Source organism: Roseateles sp. Mitsp63 (assembly GCF_059491535.1).
On record NZ_CP168509.1, the window covers coordinates 1,180,931 to 1,204,555 of the forward strand.

Below are 23,625 nucleotides of genomic sequence, written 5' to 3' on the forward strand. Positions count from 1 at the left end.
GAACCTCGTCGTTTACTGCGCGCGCGGCGGGAACGCGGCGATCACTCGCGCGTCACCCGCAGCACTTCCTCTTCGGATGTCACGCCCGAGGCCACGAGACGGTCACCGTCCTCGCGCATCGAGCGCAGGCCGTTCGCCCGCGCCGCCGCCAGCAGCTCCGACTCGGGCGCCTGGTTGTGAATCAGGCCGCGGATCGCGTCGTCGCAGACCATCAGCTCGTACACGCCGGTGCGGCCCTTGTAGCCGCTGCTCGCGCAGGCCGGGCAGCCCACCGGGTGATAGCGCGCGCCGCCGCCGGGCAGCGGCTCCGGCGACTTGCACACCGGGCACAGCTTGCGCACCAGCCGCTGCGCCAGCACGCCCAGCAGCGACGAGCTCAGCAGGAAGGGCTCCACGCCCATGTCGGTCAGCCGCGTCACCGCGCTGACCGCGTCGTTGGTGTGCAGCGTCGCCAGCACCAGGTGACCCGTCAGCGAGGCCTGGATCGCGATCTGCGCCGTCTCGTAGTCGCGGATCTCGCCGATCATGATCACGTCCGGGTCCTGCCGCAGGATCGCCCGCAGCGCCTTCGCGAACGTCAGGTCGATCCGCGCGTTCACCTGCGTCTGGCCGATGCCGGGCAGCTCGTACTCGATCGGGTCCTCGACGGTCAGCACGTTGGTCGTGGCCGTGTCCACCGTCTGCAGCGCCGCGTACAGCGTGGTCGTCTTGCCCGAGCCCGTCGGGCCCGTCACCAGCACGATGCCGTGCGGCTGCTGCACCAGGCGCTGGAAGCGCTCCAGCCGCTCGCCGTCCATGCCCAGCGCCGCCAGCGTGAAGCGCGACTCCGACTTGTCCAGCAGGCGCAGCACCGCGCGCTCGCCATGCGCCGAGGGCAGCGTGCTCACGCGCACGTCGATCGCGCGGCCGCCGATGCGCAGCGAGATCCGGCCGTCCTGCGGCAGCCGCTTCTCGGCGATGTCCAGCTCCGCCATGATCTTCAGCCGCGAGATCAGCGCCGCGTGCAGCGCGCGGTTGGGCCGCACCACCTCGCGCAGCGTGCCGTCGACGCGGAAGCGCACCGAGCTCTCGCGCTCGTAGGGCTCGATGTGGATGTCGCTCGCGCCGTTGTTCGCGGCCTGCGTCAGCAGCGCGTTGAGCATGCGGATGATGGGCGCGTCGTCGGCCGTCTCCAGCAGGTCCTCGACGGCCGGCAGGTCCTGCATCAGCCGCGACAGGTCGACGGCGTTCTCGACCTCGCCGATCACCAGCGCCGCGTTGTCCTCGCCGCCCGCGTAGGCGGCCTGGATGCGCGCGGCGAGCTCGGCCACGGCCAGGCATTCGATGCGCGAGGGCGCGTACACGCGCTGCAGCTCCGACAGCACCGGCAGCGTCAGCGCCGGCGACGCCCACAGCGTGCGCTGCTGGCCGTCGTCCTCGAGCAGCACCTGCTGCGAGCGCGCGACGGCGTAGGGAAGGGGATGGCGGGTGGCCATGCGCGCTCCCGCCTCAGCGGCCCTGCGGCGCGCTGGCCGGCGCGGCCGGCGCCGGCACCGGCGACGAGGCCGGATACACCGGCATCGGCAGCTGCGACGGCGTGGTCACGCCCGGGGCCGAGGCCGGCTTCTCCGGCAGCACCGGCGCGCCCGTGTCCGGCAGCACGAGGTTGGACTTGGGCTGCACTTCCTGCTGATAGGCGCGGATCGCGTCATAGCGGTCCAGGCTCAGCGCCGCGGCGTTCTCCGGCGTGCGCAGCACCACCGGGCGCAGGAAGATCATCAGGTTGGACTTGACCCGCTTGCGGCTCTGGTTCTTGAACAGGTTGCCCAGCAGCGGGATGTCGCCCAGGCCCGGCACCTTGTCCTCGCCGTCGGTGTACTCGTCCTTGAGCAGGCCGCCCAGCACCAGCACCTGGCCGTCCTCGAGCGTCACGCTGGTCTCCACCGCGCTCTTGTCGAAGGTCGGACCCTGCGTCGCGGAGTTCACCGTCGCCACCACGCTCGAGTTCTCCTGGTAGACCTTCATCCGCACCGTGCCGTTCTCGCCCACGGTCGTGCGCACCTTCAGCCGCAGGCCGACGTCGCGGCGCTCGAAGGTCTGGAAGGGGCTGCTCGAGGTGCCCGACTGCGTCAGGCCGTTGCCGGTCAGCACCGGCACGTTGCTGCCGATCAGCAGGTCGGCCTCCTCGTTGTCCTGCACGACCAGCGAGGGCGTGGACAGCACGTTGGTGCCGGTGATCGACCCCAGCGCGTTGGCCACCGCGCCCAGCGTGTAGACGCTGCCCACCTTCTTCAGGAAGCCCAGGTTCAGGCCGGTGGGCACCTGGCCGGAGCCCAGCGCGGCCGTCACGCCGGCCGAGCCCGTGGCGGTCGCGCCGCTCAGGTTCAGGATGTTGCTGTAGCCGGTGCCGAAGTTGGTGCCGAAGCCCGACACCGTCGAATCGCCCTTGTTGCCGAACAGCTGCGTGAACTGCACGCCGAACTCGCCCAGCTTGCTGGCGTCGACCTTGACCACCAGCGCCTCGACGTAGACCTGCGCGCGGCGCGTGTCGAGCTGCTCGACGACCGCTCGGATCTGGCGGTACATCGGCTCGGGCGCCGTGATGATCAGCGAGTTGGTGGCCGGGTCGGCCTGCACGAAGCCGCCGGTGTTGACCTGCGCCGTCTGGCTGACCTGCGTCGAGGAATTGCCGCCGGCGCCGCCGCTGCTGCCGCTGGAGCCCGAACTCGACGAGCTGCCGCCGAACGACGAGCTGTTGCCCGCGAAGCCGCCGCTGCCCGCGCTGCCGGTCTGCGCGCCGGCGAAGCTGCCGGTGCCGCCCGTGGCGCCACTGTTGTTGGCGCCGCCGCTCGCGCCCGGGCCGGCGTTGTTCGTGTAGGCCGCGCGCAGCACCGTGGCCAGGCGCACCGCGTCGGCGTTCTTCAGGTAGATGACGCGGATGCCGCCGCCGGTGTCGCTGCTGGGCTGGTCCAGCTTGGCGATCATCGCGCGCAGCTGCATCAGCTTGGCCGGGTTGGACGCGCGCACGATCAGCGCGTTGCTGCGCGGATCGGCCATCACGCTGCCGCTGCCGCCGGCCGCGCCGCCCTGCGCCACCGCCACGCCCGGCGTGCCGCTGCCGCCGTCGCTCAGGCGCTGCACCAGCTGCACGATGTCCGAGGCCACCGCGTTGCGCAGCGGGATCACCTCGATGTCGGTGTTGGACGGCTGGTCCAGCGCCGCCACGATGCGGCTGATGCGCTGCAGGTTCTCGGCGTAATCGGTGATCACCAGGCTGTTGTTGCCCGGGTTCGCGTTGATCGTGTTGTTGGGCGTGATCAGCGGACGCAGCACCGCGACCAGGTTGTTCGCGTTCTCATGGTTGAGCTTGAAGATCTGCGTCACGACCTGGTCGCTGCCGCGCGCCTTGCCCTCGCCGGAGATCGTCACCGACCCGGTCTGCAGCTTGGCCTCGGCCTCGGGCACCAGCTTGAGCAGGCCGCCGGCCTCGACCATCGCGAAGCCCATTCCGCGCAGCGCGGCCAGGTAGCTCTGGTAGGCCTCCTGCACCGGCACCGGCTGCTCGGCGGTCAGCGTCATCGTGCCCTTGACCCGCGGGTCGACCAGGATCGGCTTGCCCAGCGCCGCCGACATCGCGCGCGAGACCGCCTCGATGTCGGTGTTGACGAAGTTCAGCGTCACCGGCGTGCTCGCGCGCACGGCCGGCTGTCGGCGGTTCTGCTGCTGATTCGACTGTGCGCCGGCCTGCAGGGGCAGGCTGCCAGCGATCAGGCTGATCGCCATGCCCAGCGCCGTCGGCCGCATCATGTGCTTGTTCATGCTCGTCCCACCGAGATGATCGAGCGCGCTCCCTCGCGGCGCCCGATGATGTTCAACAAATTCGCCAGTGCGGCCTCGCTGCCCGGCGCGGCCGAGGCCTCGCCCCGGAACTGGGGCCGCGCGCCCAGGCTGCCCTGGCCGCTGAGTTGCAGCGGCCCCTGCTGCGTCATGAGGATCAGCTGCGGCGCCTGGCCGCCGCCCACCAGGCTCATCCGGTAGCTGCCCAGCGGCGCCACCTGCGCCAGCCGCGACGAGAAGTCGCGCAGTTCCACCTGCGCGACTCCGGACACGTTCACCGCCTTGCCCCGGCCATCGAACACGAAGCCCTGCGCGCTGATCGCGATCAGGCCTTGCGGCGCCACCGTGTTCCAGGGCGTGCCCAGGCCGGTCAGCCAGCCCGCCGGCCAGCGGATCCAGGGCTGCTCCGGCGTGGCGTCGGGCAGGCGCACCGTGAGGCGGTCCAGCCCGAAGCGCGCGCTCACCGGACTCGCCGGCTTGATGCAGCAGTCCTGCGCCAGCGTGAGCCGCGCGCCCAGGCCGCCGTCGATCCAGGCCGGCCGCAGCGCCCAGCCCAGGCGCTCGGGCAGTTCGCTCGCCTCGGCGCTGCCCGGTCCGGCGCTGAGGATCACCCGCGCGCTGCCGTTCCAGAGGCTGCCGCGCACGTCGGCGAGCAGCAGCCGCTGGCCCGACATCGACGCGACCGCCGAGGCCAGCCAGGCCGCCGGCGCCCACAGCGCGACCGCGGTCAGCAGGCCCAGCACCGCGCCGAGCTGGGCCCAGCGGAAGGTGCGGACGAAGCCGGTCATCGCGGCCGCGTTCGCCGGGGACGTCGCCAGGACGGTGCTTGATCGCCGTGCCATCGTCAGTTCCCCGCCGCGGCGGGCAGCAGCAGCGTGATCCGGCCGGAGTAGCCCTGCGCGCCGGATTGCAGCTCGGCCTCCTGCGGCCGGGCGCGCGCGCCCTGGCGCGCCTCGCCGATCCACATCGCCAGCGCCCCGCCGGGCACGCCGCGCAGCCGCAGCTGCGCCTGCGTGCCGGTGATCGTCAGGTCGGCGGCCGGGCCCAGCCGGGCCGTGGCCGCGCGCAGCGCGGTCGCCGACTGCTCGGCCGACACCGGCACCGCCTGCTTGAGCGCCTGCGTCTGCTGCGCCATCGCGCGCATCTGCTGCAGCTCGCGGTCGAGCCGGTCGAGTTCGCCCGGCGCCTTGCGCAGCGTGGCCCAAGCCGGCGCCAGCGCGATCAGCCACAGCAGCAGCAGGCCGACGAACGCGGCGGCCAGCCGGGCGATCAGGCGTTCGCGCGGCGCGGCAGCCTGCCAGCGGGCGTCGAAGTCCCGGCGCATCGTCGTGAAGCTGTTCATCGGTTCTCGGGTCGCAGGGTGACTTGCAGCGTGTCGCCGTCCTCGGCGACCCGCAGCGCGGGATCCTGGCCGAGCCGCTCGCGCAGCTGCGCGCGCTGGGGCGGCGTCAGGCCGGAGAGTTGGAGCCGGCCCGGCTCGAAGCGCAGTCCGGGCAGCGGGCCTTCGCCCGGCGGCGTCGCGCGGGCGACCGCCGCCAGCAGGTCCTCGAGGTCGCCCGGTCCGACCTGGCCGGCGCCGCCGCGCAGCGCCTCGGTCTCGCGCAGCATCTGCGCGCGGGCGTCGCGGATCACGCGCACCTGCGGGAAGCTCTGGCGCAGCAGCGACTCCTGCTCGGCCTTGCGCGCGTCGATGGCGCGGCCCTGCTGCCAGGCCGTCGCGTTCAGCCCGATCACCTGCACGGCGACCAGGCCCGCCACGCCCCATCGGAAGGGCCGCCAGGCCGGCGACTGCAGCGTCTGCCAGGCCTGGTGGATGCGCTGCCAGCCGCGCTGGCGCGGCGTCAGGTCGAACTGCAGCAGGTTGAGCGGCGCCTGGCGCGCGGCCCAGGCGCGGTCGGTGTCGTTGAGGACCCGCACCGGCCGGCCCAGCCACTGCTCGGCGACGGCCGCGGCGGACGGGCTGGCGCTCACGGCCGCGCCGGTCCACCAGTCCTCGCCCAGCCAGCCGCGCAAGCCGCCGCTATCCAGCGGCAGCGTCGCGACGCCGTCGGCGCGCGACACGCGCAGCCGCGGCCGGTCATCGGCGCCGGTGCTGACATGGCCGCCGATCGCGGCCTGCGGCCACGACAGCGGCAGCAGCGATTCGACCAGCAGCCCCGCCGCCTCGAACGCGGCCAGGTGCGCCCGCAGCGGCTCGCGCGCGGTCACGGCGACCCAGTGGGTGCGGCCGGCCTCGTCCGGGCTGTCGAGCAGCGCGAAGTGCAGGCGTTCAGGGTCCTCGAGCAGCTGGTCCTCCATCACGCCGACGACCGCGCCGCGCAGCTTCGCGCCCTTGACCTTGGGCAACTGCGCGGGGAGCCAGCTCACCGCGTCGTCGCCGATCAAGGCCATCACGCGGTCGGCGCGCGGCATCGCGGCCAGCGGCGCACGCTCGCCATGGCCCCGGGCGTGGGCCGGCGCCTGCGCGTCGTGGCTGAACCAGTATTCGTAGTCTTGGGCGCCGTTGCCGCCTTGAGGCGGGTGGGACGGCAGCAGGATGAGCAGGGTACTCATGAGTTCGCGGATTCTAGGAGGGCTTGCGTGACGGATCGGCGCCGCGCGCCTCCGAGGAAGCCCGTAGTCGCGGCTTTACATGTCCCGTGCATCCCGTCCCTCTTGTGTCCAGTCGTGTCAATGCCGGCATCCCGCCGCGCCGACGCCCGCCCGCGGGGGTCAAGGCGTGGCCCCGCCCGATGGGGCGCCCGGCAGCGCCGCGAAGCGCTGCAGGCGCTGGCGGTCCTTCACCTGGATGTCGCTGCCGTTGTTGCCGCCGCGGAAGACCAGCGATCGCTGCGCCAGCACGCGGTCGTCCATGCGGAGCTGACCCTCGACGAAGAAATAGCTGGTGGTGGCCGCCGTCATGGCCGCGCTGGCGGCGGCGGTGTCCTGCGGCAGCAGGCTCTTGAAGCGGTCCATCGTCGTCGCGGTGAAGGCCTTGGACTGGCGGGCGCGCACGATGGTGTCGGCCACGCCCAGGTCCACGCCCAGCACGTCGGCCAGCACCTCGCGCGGCGCGGTGTTCACGTTCAGCGCGGTGCTCGCCGGCAGCAGCACCGCGAACTTCGCCAGCCGGGCCACCTGCTCGTCGTTCAGGCCGAACCAGCGCAACTGCTCGATCCGGGCGGGCCGCAAGGGCGGGTTGCCTTGCCCCTGTTCGTCCTTGCCCGGGGTGCTGGCGGCGATCAGCTTCTTGCGCACGTCATCGGCCAGCGAGGCGGACATGCCGGCCCGCACGAAGATGCGCCGGGCCGCGTTCACGTAGAAGGCCTGCTTCGCGAGCGCGGCGGTGTCGTTGGCCGGGGCTTGCTCCTCGAGGTTGCGCAGGTTGAACAGCGCTTGCGCATCCTCGATGTGGCCGGACAGGAAGGCGTCCGGGCCCGCGTCCGCGGACTTGTTGTCGTCCTGCGCCAGGAAGCTCGACAGCCGCGCTTCCGCCAGCGGCACTGCCCAGACCTCGCCCAGGTTGTCGCTGGCGCCGCCGCTGGCGCGGGCATTGGCGATGGCGTCCTCGCGCAGGATCAGCCGCGCCCAGTCCAGCGCGCCTTGCAGCACCCAGTCCGCCTGCGCGCGGCCGCGGTCGGCGATCTCGATCTGGATCGAGCGCGCCTGCCGCCAGAGCATCGCGGCGGACAGCGTCGTCACCAGCACGACGATCAGCAGCGCGGTGAGCAGCGCGGCGCCGCGCTGCGCCGGCGGGTGTTGGACGGGCAGGGCGCGCATCAGCTGCCGCTCTCCACCGCGACCTCGCGGATCAGCTCGCCGCGATAGCCGCTGTCCTCGCCGAACTGCAGCCGCATGCGCACGCCCTGCGGCGGGGCGGCGAGGCCGCTGCCCGCGTCGGAGGCCGCGCCGGCAGACGGCGCTGCCCCGGTTCCGGAGCTGCCCTTGTCGCCCGTCGATTGCGCATTGGCCCAGGCGTTGTTGATGAAGAAGTACATCTGCCAGCCGGTCACGCGGTCCAGTCCCGGCAAGCCGCGCAGGTCCTTCGCGTTGAGCTGCTGGCTGCGGAACCAGGCATCGCGGAGATCGTCCGCGGTGGTCAACGCCGGCGATTCCCAGCGCGCCAGGCGTCCCTCGCGCAATTGCCAGACCACCAGCTGCAGGCCCGCGTCGCGCCGGCGCGTGATGCGCAGCGTGGCGCCGTCGAAGTTCACGGCCTCGAAGAGATGGCTCTGCTGTACTTCCCGCAGGTCCAGCTCCCATTGGCGGACCAGCGTCTGCAGCGTCTCGGCGCGCTCCATCGCCGCCTCGTTGCGATCGCGGCTGGTGGTCAACGCCGACACCGCCCGCCAGGCCATCACGGACATCATCGCCATCACGACCAGCGCGACGATCACCTCGATCAGCGTGAAGCCGCGCGCCGCCCGCCGGCGGGAGCCTGCCTGGCGCCGCATCAGAAGCGCCCCACGATGGTGATGATGGTCAGCAGCGGCTGGTCGCGGTCGTCGAAGACCTGGGCCTCGACGCGGCGGAAGTTCGGATTCGGCGTCGAGGCCACGGTCATCTTTCCGGAGAAGTCGCGCCCGAGCTGGGTGCAGCTGAAGGGTTTCTCGCCGATGCCGGGGAAGGCCTTGGTCAGGCGCATCTCGGTGAGTTCGTTCTCGGCGCACCACTGCGCGAGCGAGTTCACCGCGAGGCGCTCCGCGTTCGACGTCATCGCGCCGGCCGCGCGCAGCCCGGCCGCCAGGCACAGCGCGACGATGGTCACCGCCACCAGCACCTCGATCAGCGTGAAGCCGGCCGCATGGCGCCCGGTCCGGCGGCGTGGGGCCGGGTCTTGCCCCGGCCGGGCTCGCGAGACCGTCATGCGCCGTCCTTGGAGACCGAGAACGGTCTGAGGCCGTCGGTCACGAGGCTGATGCGGTGATCGCCACGGATCAGCGTCACGCGCTGCGCGCCGATCAGCGGCTCCGGGCCGAGCCGCACCGAGCGGCCATCCGCGGGCGCGCCCTGGATCTCGACGATCGGCGGTTCGCTGAGCCAGTCACGCTCCAGGCCGAGCCGCTGGACCAGCTTCGGCGGGAGGCCGGTGATGCGGTAGTGCGCGGCATCCTGGCCGGACTCGGGCAGCCAGCGCACATCCAGCGACGCGGCGCGCGCCTCGGCGCGGGCGGTCTCCAGCACCGAGGCCAGGTGCAGCGCCTCGCGCTCGAGCTGGACGTCGGCGCGATCACGCACCGCCACCGCGACGGTCGCGCTGGCGATCGCCACGATCGTGATCGCCACGATCAGCTCGATCAGCGTGAAGCCGCGCTGGATCGGACGGCCGGACGGACGCGCGCGCACGGCTCGGGGCGCAGGGGTCACGAACGCGCGGCGGGCCGCGCGCTCATTCCCAGGAGCCGACGTCGGCGTCGTTGCCTTCGCCGCCCGGCTTGCCGTCGGCGCCCAGGCTGTAGACGTCGACCTCGCCCTTCAGGCCGGGGTTGTCGTACTGGTAAGGATTGCCCCAGGGGTCCTTGGGCAGTTTCTCGACGTAGACCTTCCAGTTCGGCGCCGCCGGACCGTTGGTCGGCTTGGTGACCAGCGCGCCCAGGCCCTGCTCGGAGCTCGGATAGCGGCCGTTGTCCATCTTGTAGAGCTTGAGCGCCTGCATCAGCGTGTTCACGTCGGAGCGTGCCGCGGTGCGCCGGGCCTCGGACACATGGTTCATCACCGCTGGCACCACCACCGCGCCCATCACGGCGACGATGGTGATGGCGACGATCAGTTCGATCAGCGTGAAGCCGCGCGCGCGGCGCGGAGACTGGGGTCGGTGCATGGTGTTGCAATCCTCGCGGAGCCGCCCTCGGCGACTCATCGCGCTGCATCATAATCGTCGGATGCATGCACGATGGTTAAGCTTCGTCGTCTGGGCGCTGCTGGCGGCCAGCCTCGCGTATTGGGCGCTGACGCTGATGGCCAAGGGCCCTCAGGCGCCCGCGGGGACCCGTCCCGCGGTCACCGACGCGGCCGCTGCTGACTGGACCCGGCTATTCGCTGCCGCGAAGGCGGCAGAGGCGCCGATGGAAGCCACCTCTTCACGCTATCAACTGCTCGGCGTCGTCGCTCCCACCGCGAACGGCCAGCACGCCGGCGAGGGCGTGGCGCTCATCGTCGTCACGGGCGGATTGCCCAAGCCGGTGCGGGTCGGACAGGTCGTCGATGGCGATCTGAAGCTGATCGAGATCAACCGGCGCGATGTCGGACTCGGCGCCAGTGGCGCGGTGACGCTGCGGCTGAGCCTCGCGCCCGGCGCACCGGGCGCGGATGGGGCGCCCGCGCCGCCGCCCCAGATGGTGCCAGGCGGCGCGATGGCCCCGCCGCCCAACTTCAACAACAACATGCCGCCGCAGCCCGGCGCGCCCGGCCAGGAAAACTACGTCCCGCCGACGGCGGTGACCGGGTCGCTGCCGCAACAGCCGCCCGGCGACGGCAGCGCCAATCCGGTCAAGTGACCGAGGCGCCCGGCTGGGAGGGCAACGCCCCCGAGGCCGTCGAGCCGGTATCGCGCAGGTCCGAGGGACGGCTGTGGATCGGACCGTCGGGCAGGTCATGGACCTCCGTCAGCAGTGCCGCGGCGCAACGTACCAGCGGCCACGCGAGCGTTGCGCCGGTCCCATCGCCGCATTCCATGCCGAGTTCCAGCAGCGCCGCCGCGTGGAAGAGCTGCAGCGCCTCGTCGAGGCCGCGGTGCGTCGTGCTGCGGCAGAACACCGCGTAGTCGGTCACCGGCGGCGCGATCATCGACGCGACCTTCAGCGCCGCGCACGCGGGCATGCCGTCGACCAGGATCAGCTGGCGCTTGGAGGCCGCGACCAGCATCGCGCCCACCATCACCGCGAGTTCGAAACCGCCGAACGCGGCCAGCACGGCCATCGGCTCCCGCACGTCGCGGTGACGGGTCTGCGCGCCCTGCAGCACCAGCATCAGATGCGACAGGTCCTCGTGCGGCATGTCGGGGCCGGAGATGATGAAGTCCTGCACCGGCATGTCCATCAGGCGCGAGAGCACCAGCGCGGACGCCTCCAGCGACCCTTGGCCCAGGCCCGCGCAGGCGATCACGTTGCCGGCCAGGTTGTCGGAGATCTCCATGCCGACGCGCACGCCGGCGTGGGCCTGCTCCAGCGTCATGGCCGGTCCGGCGCGCGAGTTGCGCGTGCCGTGCGCGATCTTGCGCGCCAGCAGCCGCTGCTGAGGGCTGAGCGGTTCGGCGATGCCGCAATCGACGACCGTGACGTGCATGCCCTGGTTGCGCGCGAACACCGTCGACGGCAGGCGGTGCTGCAGGGCGAGCAGTGCCTGCTCGCGCGTGCTGCGGCCGTTGGGCAGCGCGATGCCATCGACGGCCAGGCCGTGATCGGCCGCGAACAGCACCAGCGTCGGGTCCCGGAAGCGCGGCGTCTGCGTGCCCTGGATCAGCCCCAGCCGGACCGCGAGCGGCTCCAGTTCGCCAAGCCGCCCCGCCAGCGCGCAGCGGCGTTCCAGGCGCTGGCGCAGGGCGCGTTCCAGCTCCGGATTGGCGGTCGGCGAGATGAGGGACTGATGGATGGACATGGGGAGCGCCATTCTCGGCCAGTGCCGCGGGGCGGCCATCGGCAATTGCCCCCGCGCCGCGCCTGTGCCCCTCGTCCGGGGGGCAATCGCTCGTGTCAAGCGGTAACGCGGTGCCGCGCGCCGCAGCCGGCCCGGCTCAGCCCAGGAACAGACGGTACACCGGGTTGTCGGTCTCTTCCGTGCACGGATAGTTCAACTGGTCCAGGAAGCGCTTGAACGCCTTGCCGTCGCCCTTCGGAACCTGCAGGCCGACAAGGATGCGACCGTAGTCGGCCCCTTGGTTGCGGTAATGGAACAGGCTGATGTTCCAGTCCGGGCTCATGCTGGACAGGAAGCGCATCAGCGCGCCGGGCCGCTCCGGGAAGATGAAGCGGAACAGCCGCTCGTTCTCCGCCAGCTCGGTGCGCCCGCCGACCATGTGACGCACATGCTGCTTGGCGAGTTCGTCATCGGTCAGGTCGACGGTCGGGAAGCGGTGCTTCTCGAAGCTGCGCGCCAGCTTGTCGGCCTCCTCGCGCCTGGCGATGGACACGCCGACGAAGACATGCGCTTCATTGCGGTCGGAGATGCGGTAGTTGAACTCGGTGACGCTGCGGCCGCCGACCAGTTCGCAGAAGCGCCGGAAGCTGCCGCGCTCCTCGGGAATGGTGACCGCGAACAGCGCCTCGCGCTCCTCGCCGACCTCGGCCCGCTCGGCGACGAAGCGCAGGCGGTCGAAGTTCATGTTCGCGCCGCAGGTGATCGCGATGTAGGTCTGGCCCTTGGTCCCGTGCTGCGCGGCGTACTGCTTGACCGCCGCCACGCCCAGGCCGCCGGCCGGCTCCAGGATGCTGCGGGTGTCGACGAACACGTCCTTGATCGCCGCGCAGACGGCGTCGGTGTCGACCAGGACGTAATCGTCGACCAGTTCGCGGCAGATGCGGAAGGTCTCCTCGCCGACCAGCTTGACCGCGGTGCCGTCCGAGAACAGGCCGACATCGGTCAGGGCCACGCGCTTGCCGGCGCGCACCGAGCGCACCATCGCGTCGGAGTCCTTGGTCTGGACGCCGATGATCTTGATCTCCGGCCGCACCGCCTTGATGTAGGCGGCCACGCCCGAGATCAGGCCGCCGCCGCCGATGGCGACGAAGATCGCGTCGATGGGACCGGGATGCTGGCGCAGCAGCTCCATCGCGATCGTTCCCTGGCCGGCGATCACGTCGGGGTCGTCGAACGGGTGGACGAAGCTCAGCTGCTGTTCGCGCTCGAGTTCCAGCGCGTGCTCGTAGGCGTCGCTGAAGGACTCGCCCGCCAGCACGACCTCGCCTCCCAGGGCCTGGACGGCATCGACCTTGACCTTTGGCGTCGTCACCGGCATCACGATGACCGCGCGGCAGCCGAGTTTCCTCGCCGACAGCGCAACCCCCTGCGCATGATTGCCGGCCGAAGCGCAAATCACCCCCCGCGCCAGTTGTTCAGGCGCGAGATTTGCCATCTTGTTATAGGCACCCCGCAATTTGAAGCTGAATACCGGCTGCTGATCCTCACGTTTCAGCCAGACTTTGTTGCCGATGCGCTTGGAGAGATTGCGGGCGGCATCCAGGGAGGTTTCCTGCGCGACCTCATACACCTTCGCGTTAAGAATTCGTTGCAGATAACTCTGATCCGCGGGGAGTAACGCCGGGTGTTGCGCCGATGGGCGCGCCGAAGTGGTCTTGCGCGATGCGCGGCGGGTGCCGGCCATGGAAATCCCTCCAGTTCCCCCTTCCGCGCGGAAGGCGGCGGAAGCCAGGGCGGACGATCATGCCAGCGTTTGCCGGGAGCGCGGACGGGCCCCGTGACGGGCGCTGCGCGCCGCGTTCGCGATTGGAGGAGCCAGCTTTCGGACGAAAAAAAGCCCAAGGCTTGTGGCCTTGGGCTGAATCCACCATGGAGGCGGTGGAGGAGACAATCGGCGCGAGGGCTGACCCCACAGAGTGAGGTAGCGCTATCGCGTGCCTAGAATTCTAGGGCGATGCATGTTGCGCTGCAATATTTTTTGGGTCTCCGGCCCTGGAGTCGGGCCTCTAATGCGAAAAATCACCGCCAGAGTGGCCTGAGCCCTCACCCGAACGGGTGAAAAAATGGGGCCAGGTTCAGGGTGGATGGCGCGTTCGGGCCACGGCAAGGGCCATCACAGGAAGGATTGACGAATGGAATGCACGATCAACTGGATGGGCGCCGATGGCATGAGCTTCGTCGCCGAGACCGGCAGCGGTCACATGATCAACATGGACGGCTCGCCGGATGGCGGCGGCCGCAACCTGGCGCCGCGGCCGATGGAGACCGTGCTGGCCGGCACCGGCGGCTGCACCGCCTATGACGTGGTGCTGATCCTGAAGCGCGGCCGCCACGATGTGCGGGGCTGCCAGGTCAAGCTGAGCGCCGACCGCGCCGAGGCCGATCCAAAGGTCTTCACCAAGATCCACATGCATTTCGTCGTGACCGGACGCGACCTGCCGCAGGGTGCCGTCGAGCGGGCGGTGCAGCTGTCCCACGAGAAGTACTGTTCGGCCAGCATCATGCTGGCGAAGACGGCCGAGATCACCACGTCGGTGGAGATCGTCGAGGCCTGAGGCCGGCGATTTCGCCGGTCAGACGTGATGCGCCGTGCGCGTCATGACCTTGGCGGCCAGCCGCATCAAGCCCCGGACGGGCGCCGGCAGGTCAATGCCGCCCCGCTCGCGCGCTTCGTCGGCATGCCGCGCCTCTTCGTCCTTCATCCGGGCCACGATGGCCCGGGAGCTGCGGTCGCCTTCCGGCAGGCGCTCCAGATGGCTGGCCAGGTGGGCTTCGACCTGGCGTTCCGTCTCGATGACGAACCCCAGGCTGACCCGGTCCCCCACCAATCCGGCGACCGTTCCGATCGCGAAGGCGCCGCCGTACCAGAGCGGATTGAGCAGGCTGGGCCGGTCGTTGAGCTCGCGCAGCCGGCCGGCGCACCAGGCCAGGTGGTCGATCTCCTCCTGGGCGGCGTGCTCCAGATGGGCACGCAGGGCCTCGTCGCGGGTGCTCAGCGCCTGGGCTCGATACAGCGCCTGCGCGCAGACTTCTCCCACGTGGTTGACACGCATCAGTGACGCGGACAGGCGGCGCTGCGACTCGTCCAGCGGTTCGTCCGGCGCGCGGGCCGCCGGGGCGGGCCGGGCCATCGGCGCGACGCCGGCCAGGGTCTTCAGGCTTTGGTCCAGCGTGGATATCCACGCGTCCGTGCGGGAAAGAATGCGCGCCGGGCGCCGGGATTGAAATTGCATCTTGAGCGCTTGCCGTGGCGATGGCTGGGCAGTTTAGAAGGGGCCGGTCAAGCCATTCCCTGGTGCTGCCTGATCCTTTGTGCGAATGCGTGATGACACAATTTTTTAATCTCATACGCGTTGCTTTGATCCAACGAAATCAGGACTTTTACGGGGTGGCTGCTGGTCAGGCGTGATCGGACCTGTTGCAATACGCCACAGCTTCATTGCAGGAGCTTGGTTTGCGGACGATCTACCGACCGCAGCCTCATTGAAGATCTAGGAGTCTCTAATGAAGAAATCTCTCGTCGCGCTGGCTGTGCTGGCCGGTTTCGCCGGTGCCGCTGCCGCTCAATCGTCGGTCACCCTGTTCGGCGTGATTGACGTCGCCGCCCGCTACACCAAGGCCAATGGCCAGGACGTGAAGCAGCTGACCAACGACGGCAGCAGCTCCAGCCGCATCGGCGTCCGTGGCGTCGAAGACCTGGGTGGCGGCCTGAAGGCCGGCTTCTGGCTGGAAAGCGCCCTGTCCGCCGACAACGGCGGCGCCGGCGACACCGCTGGCCGCTGGTGGAACCGCCGTGCTTCCGTGAGCCTGATGGGCGACTTCGGTGAAGTGCGTCTGGGCCGTGGCAAGACTTCGACCCGCCTGGTCGTGGACGATTTCGACGTCTACAGCACCACTGGTCTGGGTGACGTGACTCGCACCTACTCGTCGCTGGGCTCGAACATCGACACGATCAACCGTGCCGACAACCTGGTTCAGTACTTCCTGCCGGCCGATCTGGGCGGTGTGTACGGCTCGTTCGACGTGGCTGCTGGCGAAGGCACCGACGGCAAGAAGTCGTTCGGCGGTCGTCTGGGCTACAAGCTGGGTGACCTGAACGTCGCCGCTGGCTACCAGTCGACGGACTCGATGCGCTCGAAGTTCAAGCAGTTCTCGCTGGGCGGCAGCTACGACTTCAAGGTCGTGAAGGTCCAAGGCCTGTTCACGCAACTGAAGTTCGCTTCGTTCAAGCAGAACATCTACACGATCGGTGCTGTGGTGCCGGTGACGGCTGCCGGTTCGGTGACCGCTCAGTACACCAAGGCTGAGACCAACGGCGCCGCGGACAATCCGCTGGCCCGCAACCCGAACGGTGCCCTGGCCAACGCCCAAGGCGACGCGCAAGCGTTCAGCATTGGCTACCAGCACAACCTGTCCAAGCGCACCGCGCTGTACACGACCGCGTCGATCATCGACAACGACAACTCGACCTTCAAGGTCCAAAGCAATGCGGTCAACTCCGCTCGCGGCGGCAAGTCGGGCGGTCTGGACGTCGGTATCAAGCACAGCTTCTGATCCTCGGATCACACGCTCTGCGTAGAAAGCCGCCCTTCGGGGCGGCTTTTTTTCGCCTATGCGGATCAACTCCATCCTCGCCTGGCGCAGGGCCCGGCTGCTATCCGCCCACTTGCCGCCGCATCCTCTGTCAGTTCGAGGGACAGGCCTTGCCCCCCTCGATCAAGCACTGTCGCCGCAACGCACTGTTGTTGATTTTGCAAACACTCATCGCGGGTTTTCCCTCTATCGGGTCGTCGCAAACTTGACAGGGTTTGCTCGCGTGGGCGATGTGCAACACAAAGCATCTCCGTTGGAGGGCTTCGCTGAGAATCGATCACGGCGACCAAACCAAACACAGGAGACATCACATGAAGAAAGCCGCCTTGGCGCTGAGCATCCTGGCAGCCAGCACCAGTGCAGCCTGGGCCCAGTCGAGCGTGCAGCTGTACGGCATCATGGACGTGGGTCTGCGCTGGACCAGCAATGCCAACGCCGGTTCCTCGGAGAAGCAGGTGATCCCGGGTGGCATGTCTCAGAGCCGGCTCGGCATCAACGTGACCGAGGACCTCGGCAGCGGTCTGAAGGCGATTGCCAACCTCGAGCATCGCTTGAGCTCCGACACCGGCCAGGTGGCTGCCGCCGATTTCTGGCGCCAGTCGTGGGTGGGTCTTCAGTCGAGTGACTTCGGCCGGATCACCATCGGACGCCAATACAACATCCTGTTCGACATCTACACGTCGACCTACGCCTCCTTCAAGTACTCGCCCTACATCGAGGCCTACAAGCCCGAGATCGGCCTGTCGATGGGCGCCCGCCAGGACAACATGGTCAAGTACCTGATCGAGTCGGGTCCGATCCGCGGCGAGGTCCAGGTCTCCGCCGGCGAAGGCACGGGTCCGAACAAGTCGGTCGGCGGCCTGCTGCGATACGCCGATGGCCCCATCGCGCTGGGTGGCGCCTACCTGCAGGTCGAGGACCAGGCCGGCCGGAAGGTCAAAGGCTGGACGGCTGGCGCCGGCTACACGGTCGGTCCGTGGTACATGAACATTTCCTGGGCGACCAACAAGTTCGACCCGGGCGGCGCGATGGGCACGCTCTACACCGCCGGCCTGCTCGGACCAGTGCTGAACGCCGCGGCCAACGACGTCAAGAAGCGCGACATGATCTCCGCCGGCTTCACCTACCAGATGACGCCCCAGCTGAACCTGGGCGCGCACTACTGGTATGCGCAGCAGACGCATTACGTGGTCAGCACGCAGAAGAGCAAGGGCCACTACGTCGCGATCGTCGCGGACTACGCCTTCTCGAAGCGCACCGACGCGTATCTCGAGCTGGACTACACCAAGTACGCCGCCGGTGGTGCGGTGCGCTTCGCCAACGGCGCCGAGAAGCGCGGCGGCTCGATCGTCGGTCTGCGTCACCGCTTCTGATCGACCGGGCTCCTGCAATCCAAGCGCATCCGGCGTCCTTCGTGGCGCCGCATGGAAACCGCCTTCGGGCGGTTTTTTCGTTTCCGCGCGACGGCCCGGGCGACGCCGGGTTCATGTGGCGTTAAGGAGTAACCCACTTGCCGGGCGCGAAACGCTCCTCGATGATGGTCCACTTCTGAAGCGCCTTGCCTCCGGGGTCAGGTCGTGCCAGGGCCAAGGCCGCGAGCCGTCACGCCCAAGCCGACGCCGGAGGCCCCCGTCCATGCTGGTTTTCATTCTTCGCCGTCTGGCGCAGGCCATCGTCGTCATGCTGGCGGTGGCCTTCATCGCCTTCATGCTGTTCCAGTATGTCGGCGACCCGGTCAACAACCTGCTCGGACAGGACGCCACGCCGGAGCAGCGCGAGCAACTGCGCAAGGACCTGGGCCTGGACCAATCCTTCGTCGTGCAGTTCGCGCACTTCGCCGCCAACGCGGCCCAAGGCGAATTCGGCGTCAGCCTGAAGCAGGGCCGCAAGGTCTCGGCGCTGATCGCCGAGCGCTTTCCGGCGACGCTCGAGCTCTCGGCCGCAGCCGCCCTGATCGCGCTGGTGTTCGGCATCCCGCTTGGTGTCTATGCGGCCCTGCGCCGCGGCAGCTTCGGCGCGCAGGTGCTGATGACGTTGTCGCTGCTTGGCGTCGCGCTGCCGACCTTCCTGATCGGCATCCTGCTGATCATGGTCTTCGCGGTGCAACTCACCTGGCTGCCGAGCTTCGGCCGCGGCGACGTGGTCATGTTCGGCACCTGGAGCACCGGGCTGCTGACCGCCGATGGCCTGAAGCACCTCCTGCTGCCGAGCGTCACGCTGGCCGTGTTCCAACTGACGCTGATCATGCGCATCGTGCGGGCCGAGATGCTCGAAGTGCTGCGCGCCGACTACATCAAGTTCGCCCGCGCCCGCGGCCTGAGCGACCGCACCATCTACTTCGGCCATGCCTTGAAGAACACGCTGGTGCCGGTCATCACGATCACCGGTTTGCAACTGGGATCGCTGATTGCCTTTGCGATCATCACCGAGACCGTGTTTCAATGGCCCGGCATGGGTCTGCTGTTCATCCAGGCGGTGCAATTCGCCGATATTCCGGTGATGGCGGCCTATCTGTGCCTGATCTCGCTGATCTTCGTGGTGATCAACCTCGTCGTCGACCTGCTGTACTTCGCCGTCGACCCGCGCCTGCGCGTGCGCGGCGGCGCCCACTGACATGAGCGAACCGCAGTTGCTGACCGCCTCCTCGGCGGGCACTTACCAACGGCTCTTCGAGTCGCGCGGCGAGCTGGTCGCGCTGCGCCGCGAACTCCACGCGATGCCGGAACTCGGCTTCGAGGAGCACCGCACCGCCGCGCGCATCGTGCAGGCGCTGAAGGCCTGCGGTGTCGACGAGATCCATCAGGGACTGGGCCGCACCGGCATCGTCGCGACGATCCATGGCCAGAAGCCGGCGCAGGGGGAGGGCGCCGCGGCGCCCCGCCTCATCGGCCTGCGCGCCGACATGGACGCGCTGCCGCTGCGCGAGCAGAACGACTTCGCGTGGCGCTCCTCGACGCCCGGCCTGATGCATGCCTGCGGCCATGACGGCCATTGCGCGATGCTGGTCGGCGCGGCGCGCCACCTGGCGCAGACGCGCCGCTTCAGCGGCACCGCGGTGCTGGTGTTCCAGCCCGGCGAGGAAGGCTACGGCGGCGCGCGCGAGATGATCGCCGACGGCCTGTTCGACAGATTCCCGGTCGAGTCGATCTACGCGATGCACAACTGGCCGCACCTGCCGCCCGGCAAGATCGGCCTGAACCGCGGCGCCATGATGGCCGCGGCGGATCGCGTCACCATCACGATCCAGGGCCGCGGCGGCCATGGCGCGCATCCGCACCTCAGCATCGATCCGGTGCTGATCGCCGGCCACCTGATCACCGCGGTGCAGAGCCTGGTGTCGCGCAACATCGCGCCGATCGAGCAGGCCGTCGTGAGCCTGTGCTCCATGCAGGCCGGCGAGCCCAGCGCCTTCAGCGTGATCCCGGAGGCCGCGCACCTGACCGGCACCGTGCGCAGCTTCAAGCCCGAGGTGCAGCAGTTGCTGGAGGAGCGCATGACGCGCCTGGTCGAGTCGGTCGCGCTCGGCTTCGGCGCGAGCGCCAAGGTCGACTACCAGCGCCTCTATCCCGCCACCATCAACAGCGCGCCCGAGGCCGACTTCGCGGTGCGGGTCGCGCAGACGCTGGTCGGCGCCGAGAACGTCGACGACAAGCTCGTGCCCAGCATGGGGTCCGAGGACTTCGCCTTCATGCTGCAGGCGCGGCCCGGCGCCTACCTGCGGCTGGGGCAGGGCGGTCCCTGCGGACTGCATCAACCGCGCTACGACTTCAACGACGAGGTCCTGCCGCTCGGCTCCGCGCTGTTCGCAGCGCTCGTCGAGCAGGCGCTGCCCTTGGCGCCCCATTGAGCCGGCGACCCCGCCGCCCCGCCATCGAACCGATCCCCGCGCCCCTCGCATGACCGCTTCCCTGCCTCCTTCGCCGCCCCCGGCAATCCCACCGGCCCCGAACGCGCTGCAGCGCTTCTTCGACGGAGATGTGTGGCACTCGTTCACCCGCTCGAAGACCGCGATGGCCGCGGCCTTCGTCGCGCTGGTGTGCGTGGTGTGCGCGCTGTTCGCGCCCTGGATCGCGCCGCACGATCCCTTCGACCTCGCGTCGCTGGAGCTGATGGACTCGCGCCTGCCACCGGCCTGGGTCGAGGGCGGCTCCTCGAAGTACCTGCTCGGCACCGACGACCAGGGGCGCGACCTGCTGTCCGCCATCATGTATGGCTCGCGCATCTCGCTGCTGGTCGGCGTCGCGTCGGTGGTGCTGTCGATGGTGGTCGGCGTGGGGCTGGGCCTGCTCGCGGGTTTCGTCGGCGGCCGCGTCGACGCCTTCATCATGCGGATCTGCGACGTGATGCTGTCCTTCCCGTCGATCCTGATCGCGCTGCTGATCGACGGCATCGGCCGCGTCGTCTTCAAGAATGCGCACGACACGCTGGCCTTCGCGGTGCTGGTGCTGGCCATCGGCCTGACGGGCTGGGTCCAGTACGCGCGCACGGTGCGCGGTTCGACGCTGGTCGAGCGCAACAAGGAATACGTCCAGGCCGCGCGCGTGATCGGCGCCAAGCCGATGGCGATCATGTGGCGCCACGTGCTGCCCAACGTCACCGGTCCGGTGATGGTGCTGGCCACGCTGCAGGTGGCGTCGGCGATCCTGATCGAGGCGACGCTGTCCTTCCTGGGCGTCGGCGTGCCGCCGACCAGTCCGTCGCTGGGCACGCTGATCCGCATCGGCAACGACTTCCTCTACTCCGGCGAGCTCTGGATCACCATCGCGCCGAGTGCGATGCTGATCCTGATCGCGCTGTCGGTGAACCTGCTCGGCGATTGGCTGCGCGACGCGCTCAATCCCCGCCTGCGTTGAGATGACGGACCGATCGATGACCGCTCCCCTGCTTCAAGTCCGCCATCTGCGCGTGGAATTCCCGACCCGGCGCGGCACGCTGCTGGCGCTGGACGACGTGTCCTTCGACATCGCGGCCGGCGAGGTGCTCGGCGTGGTCGGCGAGTCCGGCGCCGGCAAGTCGCTGACCGGCTCGGCCATCATCGGGCTGCTCGAACCGCCGGGCCGCATCGCCGGCGGCGAGATCCTGCTCGAAGGCCGCCGCATCGACAACCTGCCCGCGGACCAGATGCGCCGCGTGCGCGGCCGTCAGATCGGCGCGATCTTCCAGGACCCGCTGACCTCGCTGAACCCGCTGTACACGGTGGGCCGGCAACTGGTGGAGACGATCACGACGCACCTGGGCCTGACGCAGAAGCAGGCGCGCGCCCGCGCGATCGAGCTGCTCGCCGCGACCGGCATTCCGGCGCCCGAGGCGCGCGTGGACCAGTATCCGCACCAGTTCTCCGGCGGCATGCGCCAGCGCGTGGTGATCGCCCTGGCGCTGGCGGCCGATCCGAAGCTGATCGTGGCCGACGAGCCGACCACCGCGCTGGATGTCTCGATCCAGGCGCAGATCATTGCCTTGCTCAAGCGGGTCTGCCGCGAGCAGGGCGCCTCGGTGATGCTGGTGACGCACGACATGGGCGTCATCGCCGAGACCTGCGACCGCGTCGCGGTGATGTACGCCGGCCGCGTCGTCGAGATCGGACCGGTGCAGGAGGTGATCCACCGCCCAGGGCATCCCTACACGGCGGGACTGATGGGATCGATCCCCTCGATGGACGAGGACCGCGAGCGGCTGGTGCAGATCGATGGCGCGATGCCGCGGCTCAACGCGATCCCGAGCGGCTGCGCCTTTCATCCGCGCTGCCCCAAGGCCTTCGACCGCTGCCATCAGCAGCGCCCCGAGTTGATGAAGGCGCCGGCGACCGCGGCCGCCTGCTGGCTGCACGCCGATGCCGCCGTCGCTGTCGATGTTGATGCAGCGCTGCAAGGAGGCGCCGCATGACGGTCCTGAGCGAGAAGACCACTGCCGCCATCGAGGCGGAAGGGACCACGACATCGGGCCCGGCAGGTGCCGCGCTGGTCGAGGTGCGCGACCTGGCCAAGACCTTCGACGTCTCCGCGCCGTGGCTGAACCGGGTGATCGAACGCAAGCCCCGGCAGTTCGTCCATGCGGTGGATGGCGTCAGCTTCACGATCGAGAAGGGGCGCACGCTGGCATTGGTCGGGGAGTCGGGCTGCGGCAAGAGCACGGTGGCGCGGCTGCTGGTCGGGCTCTATGCGCCGACGCAGGGCGAGGTGCGCTTCGACGGCACGGACATCGCGGCCACGCTGAAGGGGCCGAAGGCGCTGGCGCTGCGGCGCCGGATGCAGATGATCTTCCAGGACCCCTATGCGAGCCTGAATCCGCGCTGGAAGGTGCAGGACATCGTCGCCGAGCCGCTGCGCGAGCATGGCCTGGTGCGCGACGCCGCCGGATTGAAGCGGCGCGTCGGCGAATTGCTGCAATCGGTGGGGCTGTCGCCGGCGGACGCCGAGAAGTTCCCGCACCAGTTCTCCGGCGGGCAGCGCCAGCGGATCTCGATCGCGCGGGCGCTGGCCACCGAACCCGAATTCCTGGTCTGCGACGAGCCGACCTCGGCGCTGGACGTGTCGGTGCAGGCGCAGGTGCTGAACATCATGAAGGACCTGCAGCGCAAGCAGGGCCTGACGTATCTGTTCATCTCGCACAACCTGGCGGTGGTGCGGCATGTCGCGGATCAGGTCGGCGTGATGTACCTCGGCCGGCTCGTGGAGCAGGCGGACAAGCGCACCCTGTTCGCGACACCGCGTCATCCCTATACGCGGATGCTGCTCGACGCGATTCCCGACATTCACATGACGGGCCGTTCGCGCACCCCCGTGCAGGGGGAGGTGCCCAACCCGCTGAATCCCCCGAGCGGGTGCAGCTTCCACCCCCGCTGCCCGCACGCGAATGCGCGCTGCACCAGCGAGCGGCCGCAGTTGCTGGCGCTCAAGGGGATCCGCGTGGCCTGTCACGCGGTGGAGGAAGGGCGGATCTGACGATCCGCTCCAAGGGCGCGATCGATCGCGTGCGGGTCAGCGCGCCGCGCTGGCGGCGGAGGCTGCTGAAGCGGCGGACGTGGCCGGCGTCGATGCCGGCGCGGGATGCTTCGCCGGCAGTTGCAGCGGGCGCTTCTGTCCGCAGGCACTGACGGCGAGCGCGGCGGCGCACAACATCAAGGTCGTCAGGGCCTTGGCCGAGCAGCTTCGGGCCGGCGTGGAGGCTGCGCCTACACTTCGCGTCTTCACGTTCTTCATGGGCTCGCAGTCTAGTCTCCAACGGGCCCGCTTTCGACCGCACATGACCGCCACTCCGCTGACCGACGCCGAATACGACGCCCGCACCGACGCCGTGCTGGCCAGCATCGAAACCGAGATCGATGCCTGGCTCGATGGCGACGTGATCGATGTGGACCAGCATCGCACCGGCGGGCTGCTGGAGCTGCAGTTCCCTGACCGCAGCAAGATCGTCGTCAACACGCAGCCGCCGCTGCATGAGCTGTGGCTGGCCTCGCGCCGGGGCGGCTATCACTTCAAGTTCGTCGAAGGCCAATGGCGCGACACCAAGGACGGCCAGGAATTCTTCGCCCGCCTGTCCGACGAGGCCAGCCATCACGGCGGCAAGCCGCTGCGCTTCAGCGGGGCCTGAACCGCCAGGCGC

The 23,625-nt window shown here is 69.6% G+C and carries 24 protein-coding genes; 10 read left to right on the forward strand and 14 right to left on the reverse strand.

The genetic code is table 11. The features are described 5' to 3' along the window. Positions 1-41: 41 nt before the first annotated feature. The 10 genes from gspE to gspG all read right to left on the reverse strand — a co-directional run bounded on the left by gspE (position 42) and on the right by gspG (position 9,616). Positions 42-1,475 (reverse strand): type II secretion system ATPase GspE, encoded by a 1,434-nt coding sequence (gene gspE / locus ACEN96_RS05025; RefSeq protein ID WP_495586957.1) that lies wholly within the window; start codon positions 1,473-1,475, stop codon positions 42-44. 13 nt (positions 1,476-1,488) lie between these two features. Further along, positions 1,489-3,798, reverse strand: a complete 2,310-nt coding sequence (gspD, locus tag ACEN96_RS05030) for a type II secretion system secretin GspD (protein WP_495586958.1) — start codon at positions 3,796-3,798, stop codon at positions 1,489-1,491. Continuing rightward, a complete protein-coding gene (gene gspN, locus ACEN96_RS05035; RefSeq protein WP_495586959.1) occupies positions 3,795-4,658 on the reverse strand; it encodes a type II secretion system protein N in 864 nt (287 codons plus the stop codon). Before gspN ends, gspD begins: the two co-directional genes overlap by 4 nt. A gap of 2 nt (positions 4,659-4,660) precedes the next feature. Continuing rightward, a complete protein-coding gene (gene gspM / locus ACEN96_RS05040) occupies positions 4,661-5,158 on the reverse strand; it encodes a type II secretion system protein GspM (RefSeq protein WP_495586960.1) in 498 nt (165 codons plus the stop codon). Next, on the reverse strand, positions 5,155-6,369 hold the full coding sequence (gene gspL, locus ACEN96_RS05045; RefSeq protein WP_495586961.1) for a type II secretion system protein GspL: 1,215 nt from the start codon (positions 6,367-6,369) through the stop codon (positions 5,155-5,157). The genes gspM and gspL overlap by 4 nt, the downstream gene beginning before the upstream one ends. Before the next feature lie 159 nt (positions 6,370-6,528). After that, the gene (gene gspK / locus ACEN96_RS05050) at positions 6,529-7,575 is read right to left on the reverse strand and encodes a type II secretion system minor pseudopilin GspK (RefSeq protein WP_495586962.1); all 1,047 of its coding nucleotides are present in this window, start codon (positions 7,573-7,575) and stop codon (positions 6,529-6,531) included. Further along, positions 7,575-8,249 carry a PulJ/GspJ family protein gene (locus tag ACEN96_RS05055; protein WP_495586963.1) on the reverse strand — a complete coding sequence of 225 codons (675 nt, stop codon included), beginning with the start codon at positions 8,247-8,249 and terminating at the stop codon, positions 7,575-7,577. The genes gspK and ACEN96_RS05055 overlap by 1 nt, the downstream gene beginning before the upstream one ends. After that, positions 8,249-8,662: a type II secretion system minor pseudopilin GspI gene (gspI, locus tag ACEN96_RS05060; protein ID WP_495586964.1), complete on the reverse strand. Its 414-nt coding sequence runs from the start codon at positions 8,660-8,662 to the stop codon at positions 8,249-8,251. Before gspI ends, ACEN96_RS05055 begins: the two co-directional genes overlap by 1 nt. Then, positions 8,659-9,162, reverse strand: coding sequence for a type II secretion system protein (locus tag ACEN96_RS05065; RefSeq protein WP_495586965.1), 504 nt, complete (start codon positions 9,160-9,162; stop codon positions 8,659-8,661). Before ACEN96_RS05065 ends, gspI begins: the two co-directional genes overlap by 4 nt. 22 nt (positions 9,163-9,184) lie before the next feature. Continuing rightward, entirely contained in the window at positions 9,185-9,616 is a 432-nt protein-coding gene (gene gspG, locus ACEN96_RS05070) for a type II secretion system major pseudopilin GspG (RefSeq protein WP_495586966.1), read from the reverse strand. Between the two features lie 61 nt (positions 9,617-9,677). Here gspG and ACEN96_RS05075 point away from each other — a divergent pair, with 61 nt between their 5' ends. After that, positions 9,678-10,292, forward strand: coding sequence for a hypothetical protein (locus ACEN96_RS05075; RefSeq protein ID WP_495586967.1), 615 nt, complete (start codon positions 9,678-9,680; stop codon positions 10,290-10,292). Here ACEN96_RS05075 and ACEN96_RS05080 read toward each other — a convergent pair. Together ACEN96_RS05080 and ilvA are read right to left on the reverse strand one after the other, a co-directional pair. Further along, a complete protein-coding gene (locus tag ACEN96_RS05080) occupies positions 10,285-11,391 on the reverse strand; it encodes a nicotinate-nucleotide--dimethylbenzimidazole phosphoribosyltransferase (RefSeq protein ID WP_495586968.1) in 1,107 nt (368 codons plus the stop codon). The genes ACEN96_RS05075 and ACEN96_RS05080 overlap by 8 nt on opposite strands. A 136-nt stretch (positions 11,392-11,527) precedes the next feature. Then, positions 11,528-13,114, reverse strand: a complete 1,587-nt coding sequence (gene ilvA, locus ACEN96_RS05085) for a threonine ammonia-lyase, biosynthetic (protein ID WP_495586969.1) — start codon at positions 13,112-13,114, stop codon at positions 11,528-11,530. Between the two features lie 448 nt (positions 13,115-13,562). Between ilvA and ACEN96_RS05090 the strand changes: the two genes are divergently transcribed. Beyond that, entirely contained in the window at positions 13,563-13,985 is a 423-nt protein-coding gene (locus tag ACEN96_RS05090; protein WP_495586970.1) for an OsmC family protein, read from the forward strand. Between the two features lie 18 nt (positions 13,986-14,003). On the opposite strand, the gene coq7 is transcribed toward ACEN96_RS05090, so the two are convergent. Beyond that, positions 14,004-14,663 (reverse strand): 2-polyprenyl-3-methyl-6-methoxy-1,4-benzoquinone monooxygenase, encoded by a 660-nt coding sequence (gene coq7, locus ACEN96_RS05095; RefSeq protein WP_495586971.1) that lies wholly within the window; start codon positions 14,661-14,663, stop codon positions 14,004-14,006. A gap of 271 nt (positions 14,664-14,934) precedes the next feature. On the opposite strand from coq7, the gene ACEN96_RS05100 reads away from it, so the two are divergent. From ACEN96_RS05100 to ACEN96_RS05130, 7 genes are all read left to right on the forward strand, one after another. After that, positions 14,935-15,984 (forward strand): porin, encoded by a 1,050-nt coding sequence (locus tag ACEN96_RS05100; protein ID WP_495586972.1) that lies wholly within the window; start codon positions 14,935-14,937, stop codon positions 15,982-15,984. A gap of 350 nt (positions 15,985-16,334) precedes the next feature. Continuing rightward, positions 16,335-17,396, forward strand: a complete 1,062-nt coding sequence (locus ACEN96_RS05105; RefSeq protein WP_495586973.1) for a porin — start codon at positions 16,335-16,337, stop codon at positions 17,394-17,396. A 262-nt stretch (positions 17,397-17,658) separates the two neighbouring features. Next, entirely contained in the window at positions 17,659-18,636 is a 978-nt protein-coding gene (locus ACEN96_RS05110; RefSeq protein ID WP_495586974.1) for an ABC transporter permease, read from the forward strand. 1 nt (position 18,637) lies between these two features. Next, on the forward strand, positions 18,638-19,870 hold the full coding sequence (locus tag ACEN96_RS05115) for a M20 aminoacylase family protein (RefSeq protein WP_495586975.1): 1,233 nt from the start codon (positions 18,638-18,640) through the stop codon (positions 19,868-19,870). Positions 19,871-19,919: 49 nt separating this feature from the next. Then, positions 19,920-20,876 carry an ABC transporter permease gene (locus tag ACEN96_RS05120; protein WP_495586976.1) on the forward strand — a complete coding sequence of 319 codons (957 nt, stop codon included), beginning with the start codon at positions 19,920-19,922 and terminating at the stop codon, positions 20,874-20,876. Between the two features lie 16 nt (positions 20,877-20,892). Continuing rightward, positions 20,893-21,906 (forward strand): ABC transporter ATP-binding protein, encoded by a 1,014-nt coding sequence (locus ACEN96_RS05125; RefSeq protein WP_495586977.1) that lies wholly within the window; start codon positions 20,893-20,895, stop codon positions 21,904-21,906. Further along, the gene (locus ACEN96_RS05130) at positions 21,903-22,964 is read left to right on the forward strand and encodes an ABC transporter ATP-binding protein (RefSeq protein WP_495586978.1); all 1,062 of its coding nucleotides are present in this window, start codon (positions 21,903-21,905) and stop codon (positions 22,962-22,964) included. Before ACEN96_RS05125 ends, ACEN96_RS05130 begins: the two co-directional genes overlap by 4 nt. A gap of 36 nt (positions 22,965-23,000) precedes the next feature. On the opposite strand, the gene lptM is transcribed toward ACEN96_RS05130, so the two are convergent. Then, positions 23,001-23,222: an LPS translocon maturation chaperone LptM gene (gene lptM, locus ACEN96_RS05135; RefSeq protein ID WP_495586979.1), complete on the reverse strand. Its 222-nt coding sequence runs from the start codon at positions 23,220-23,222 to the stop codon at positions 23,001-23,003. Positions 23,223-23,280: 58 nt separating this feature from the next. Between lptM and cyaY the strand changes: the two genes are divergently transcribed. Continuing rightward, positions 23,281-23,613: an iron donor protein CyaY gene (gene cyaY / locus ACEN96_RS05140; protein ID WP_495588551.1), complete on the forward strand. Its 333-nt coding sequence runs from the start codon at positions 23,281-23,283 to the stop codon at positions 23,611-23,613. The last annotated feature ends 12 nt before the right edge of the window (positions 23,614-23,625 follow it).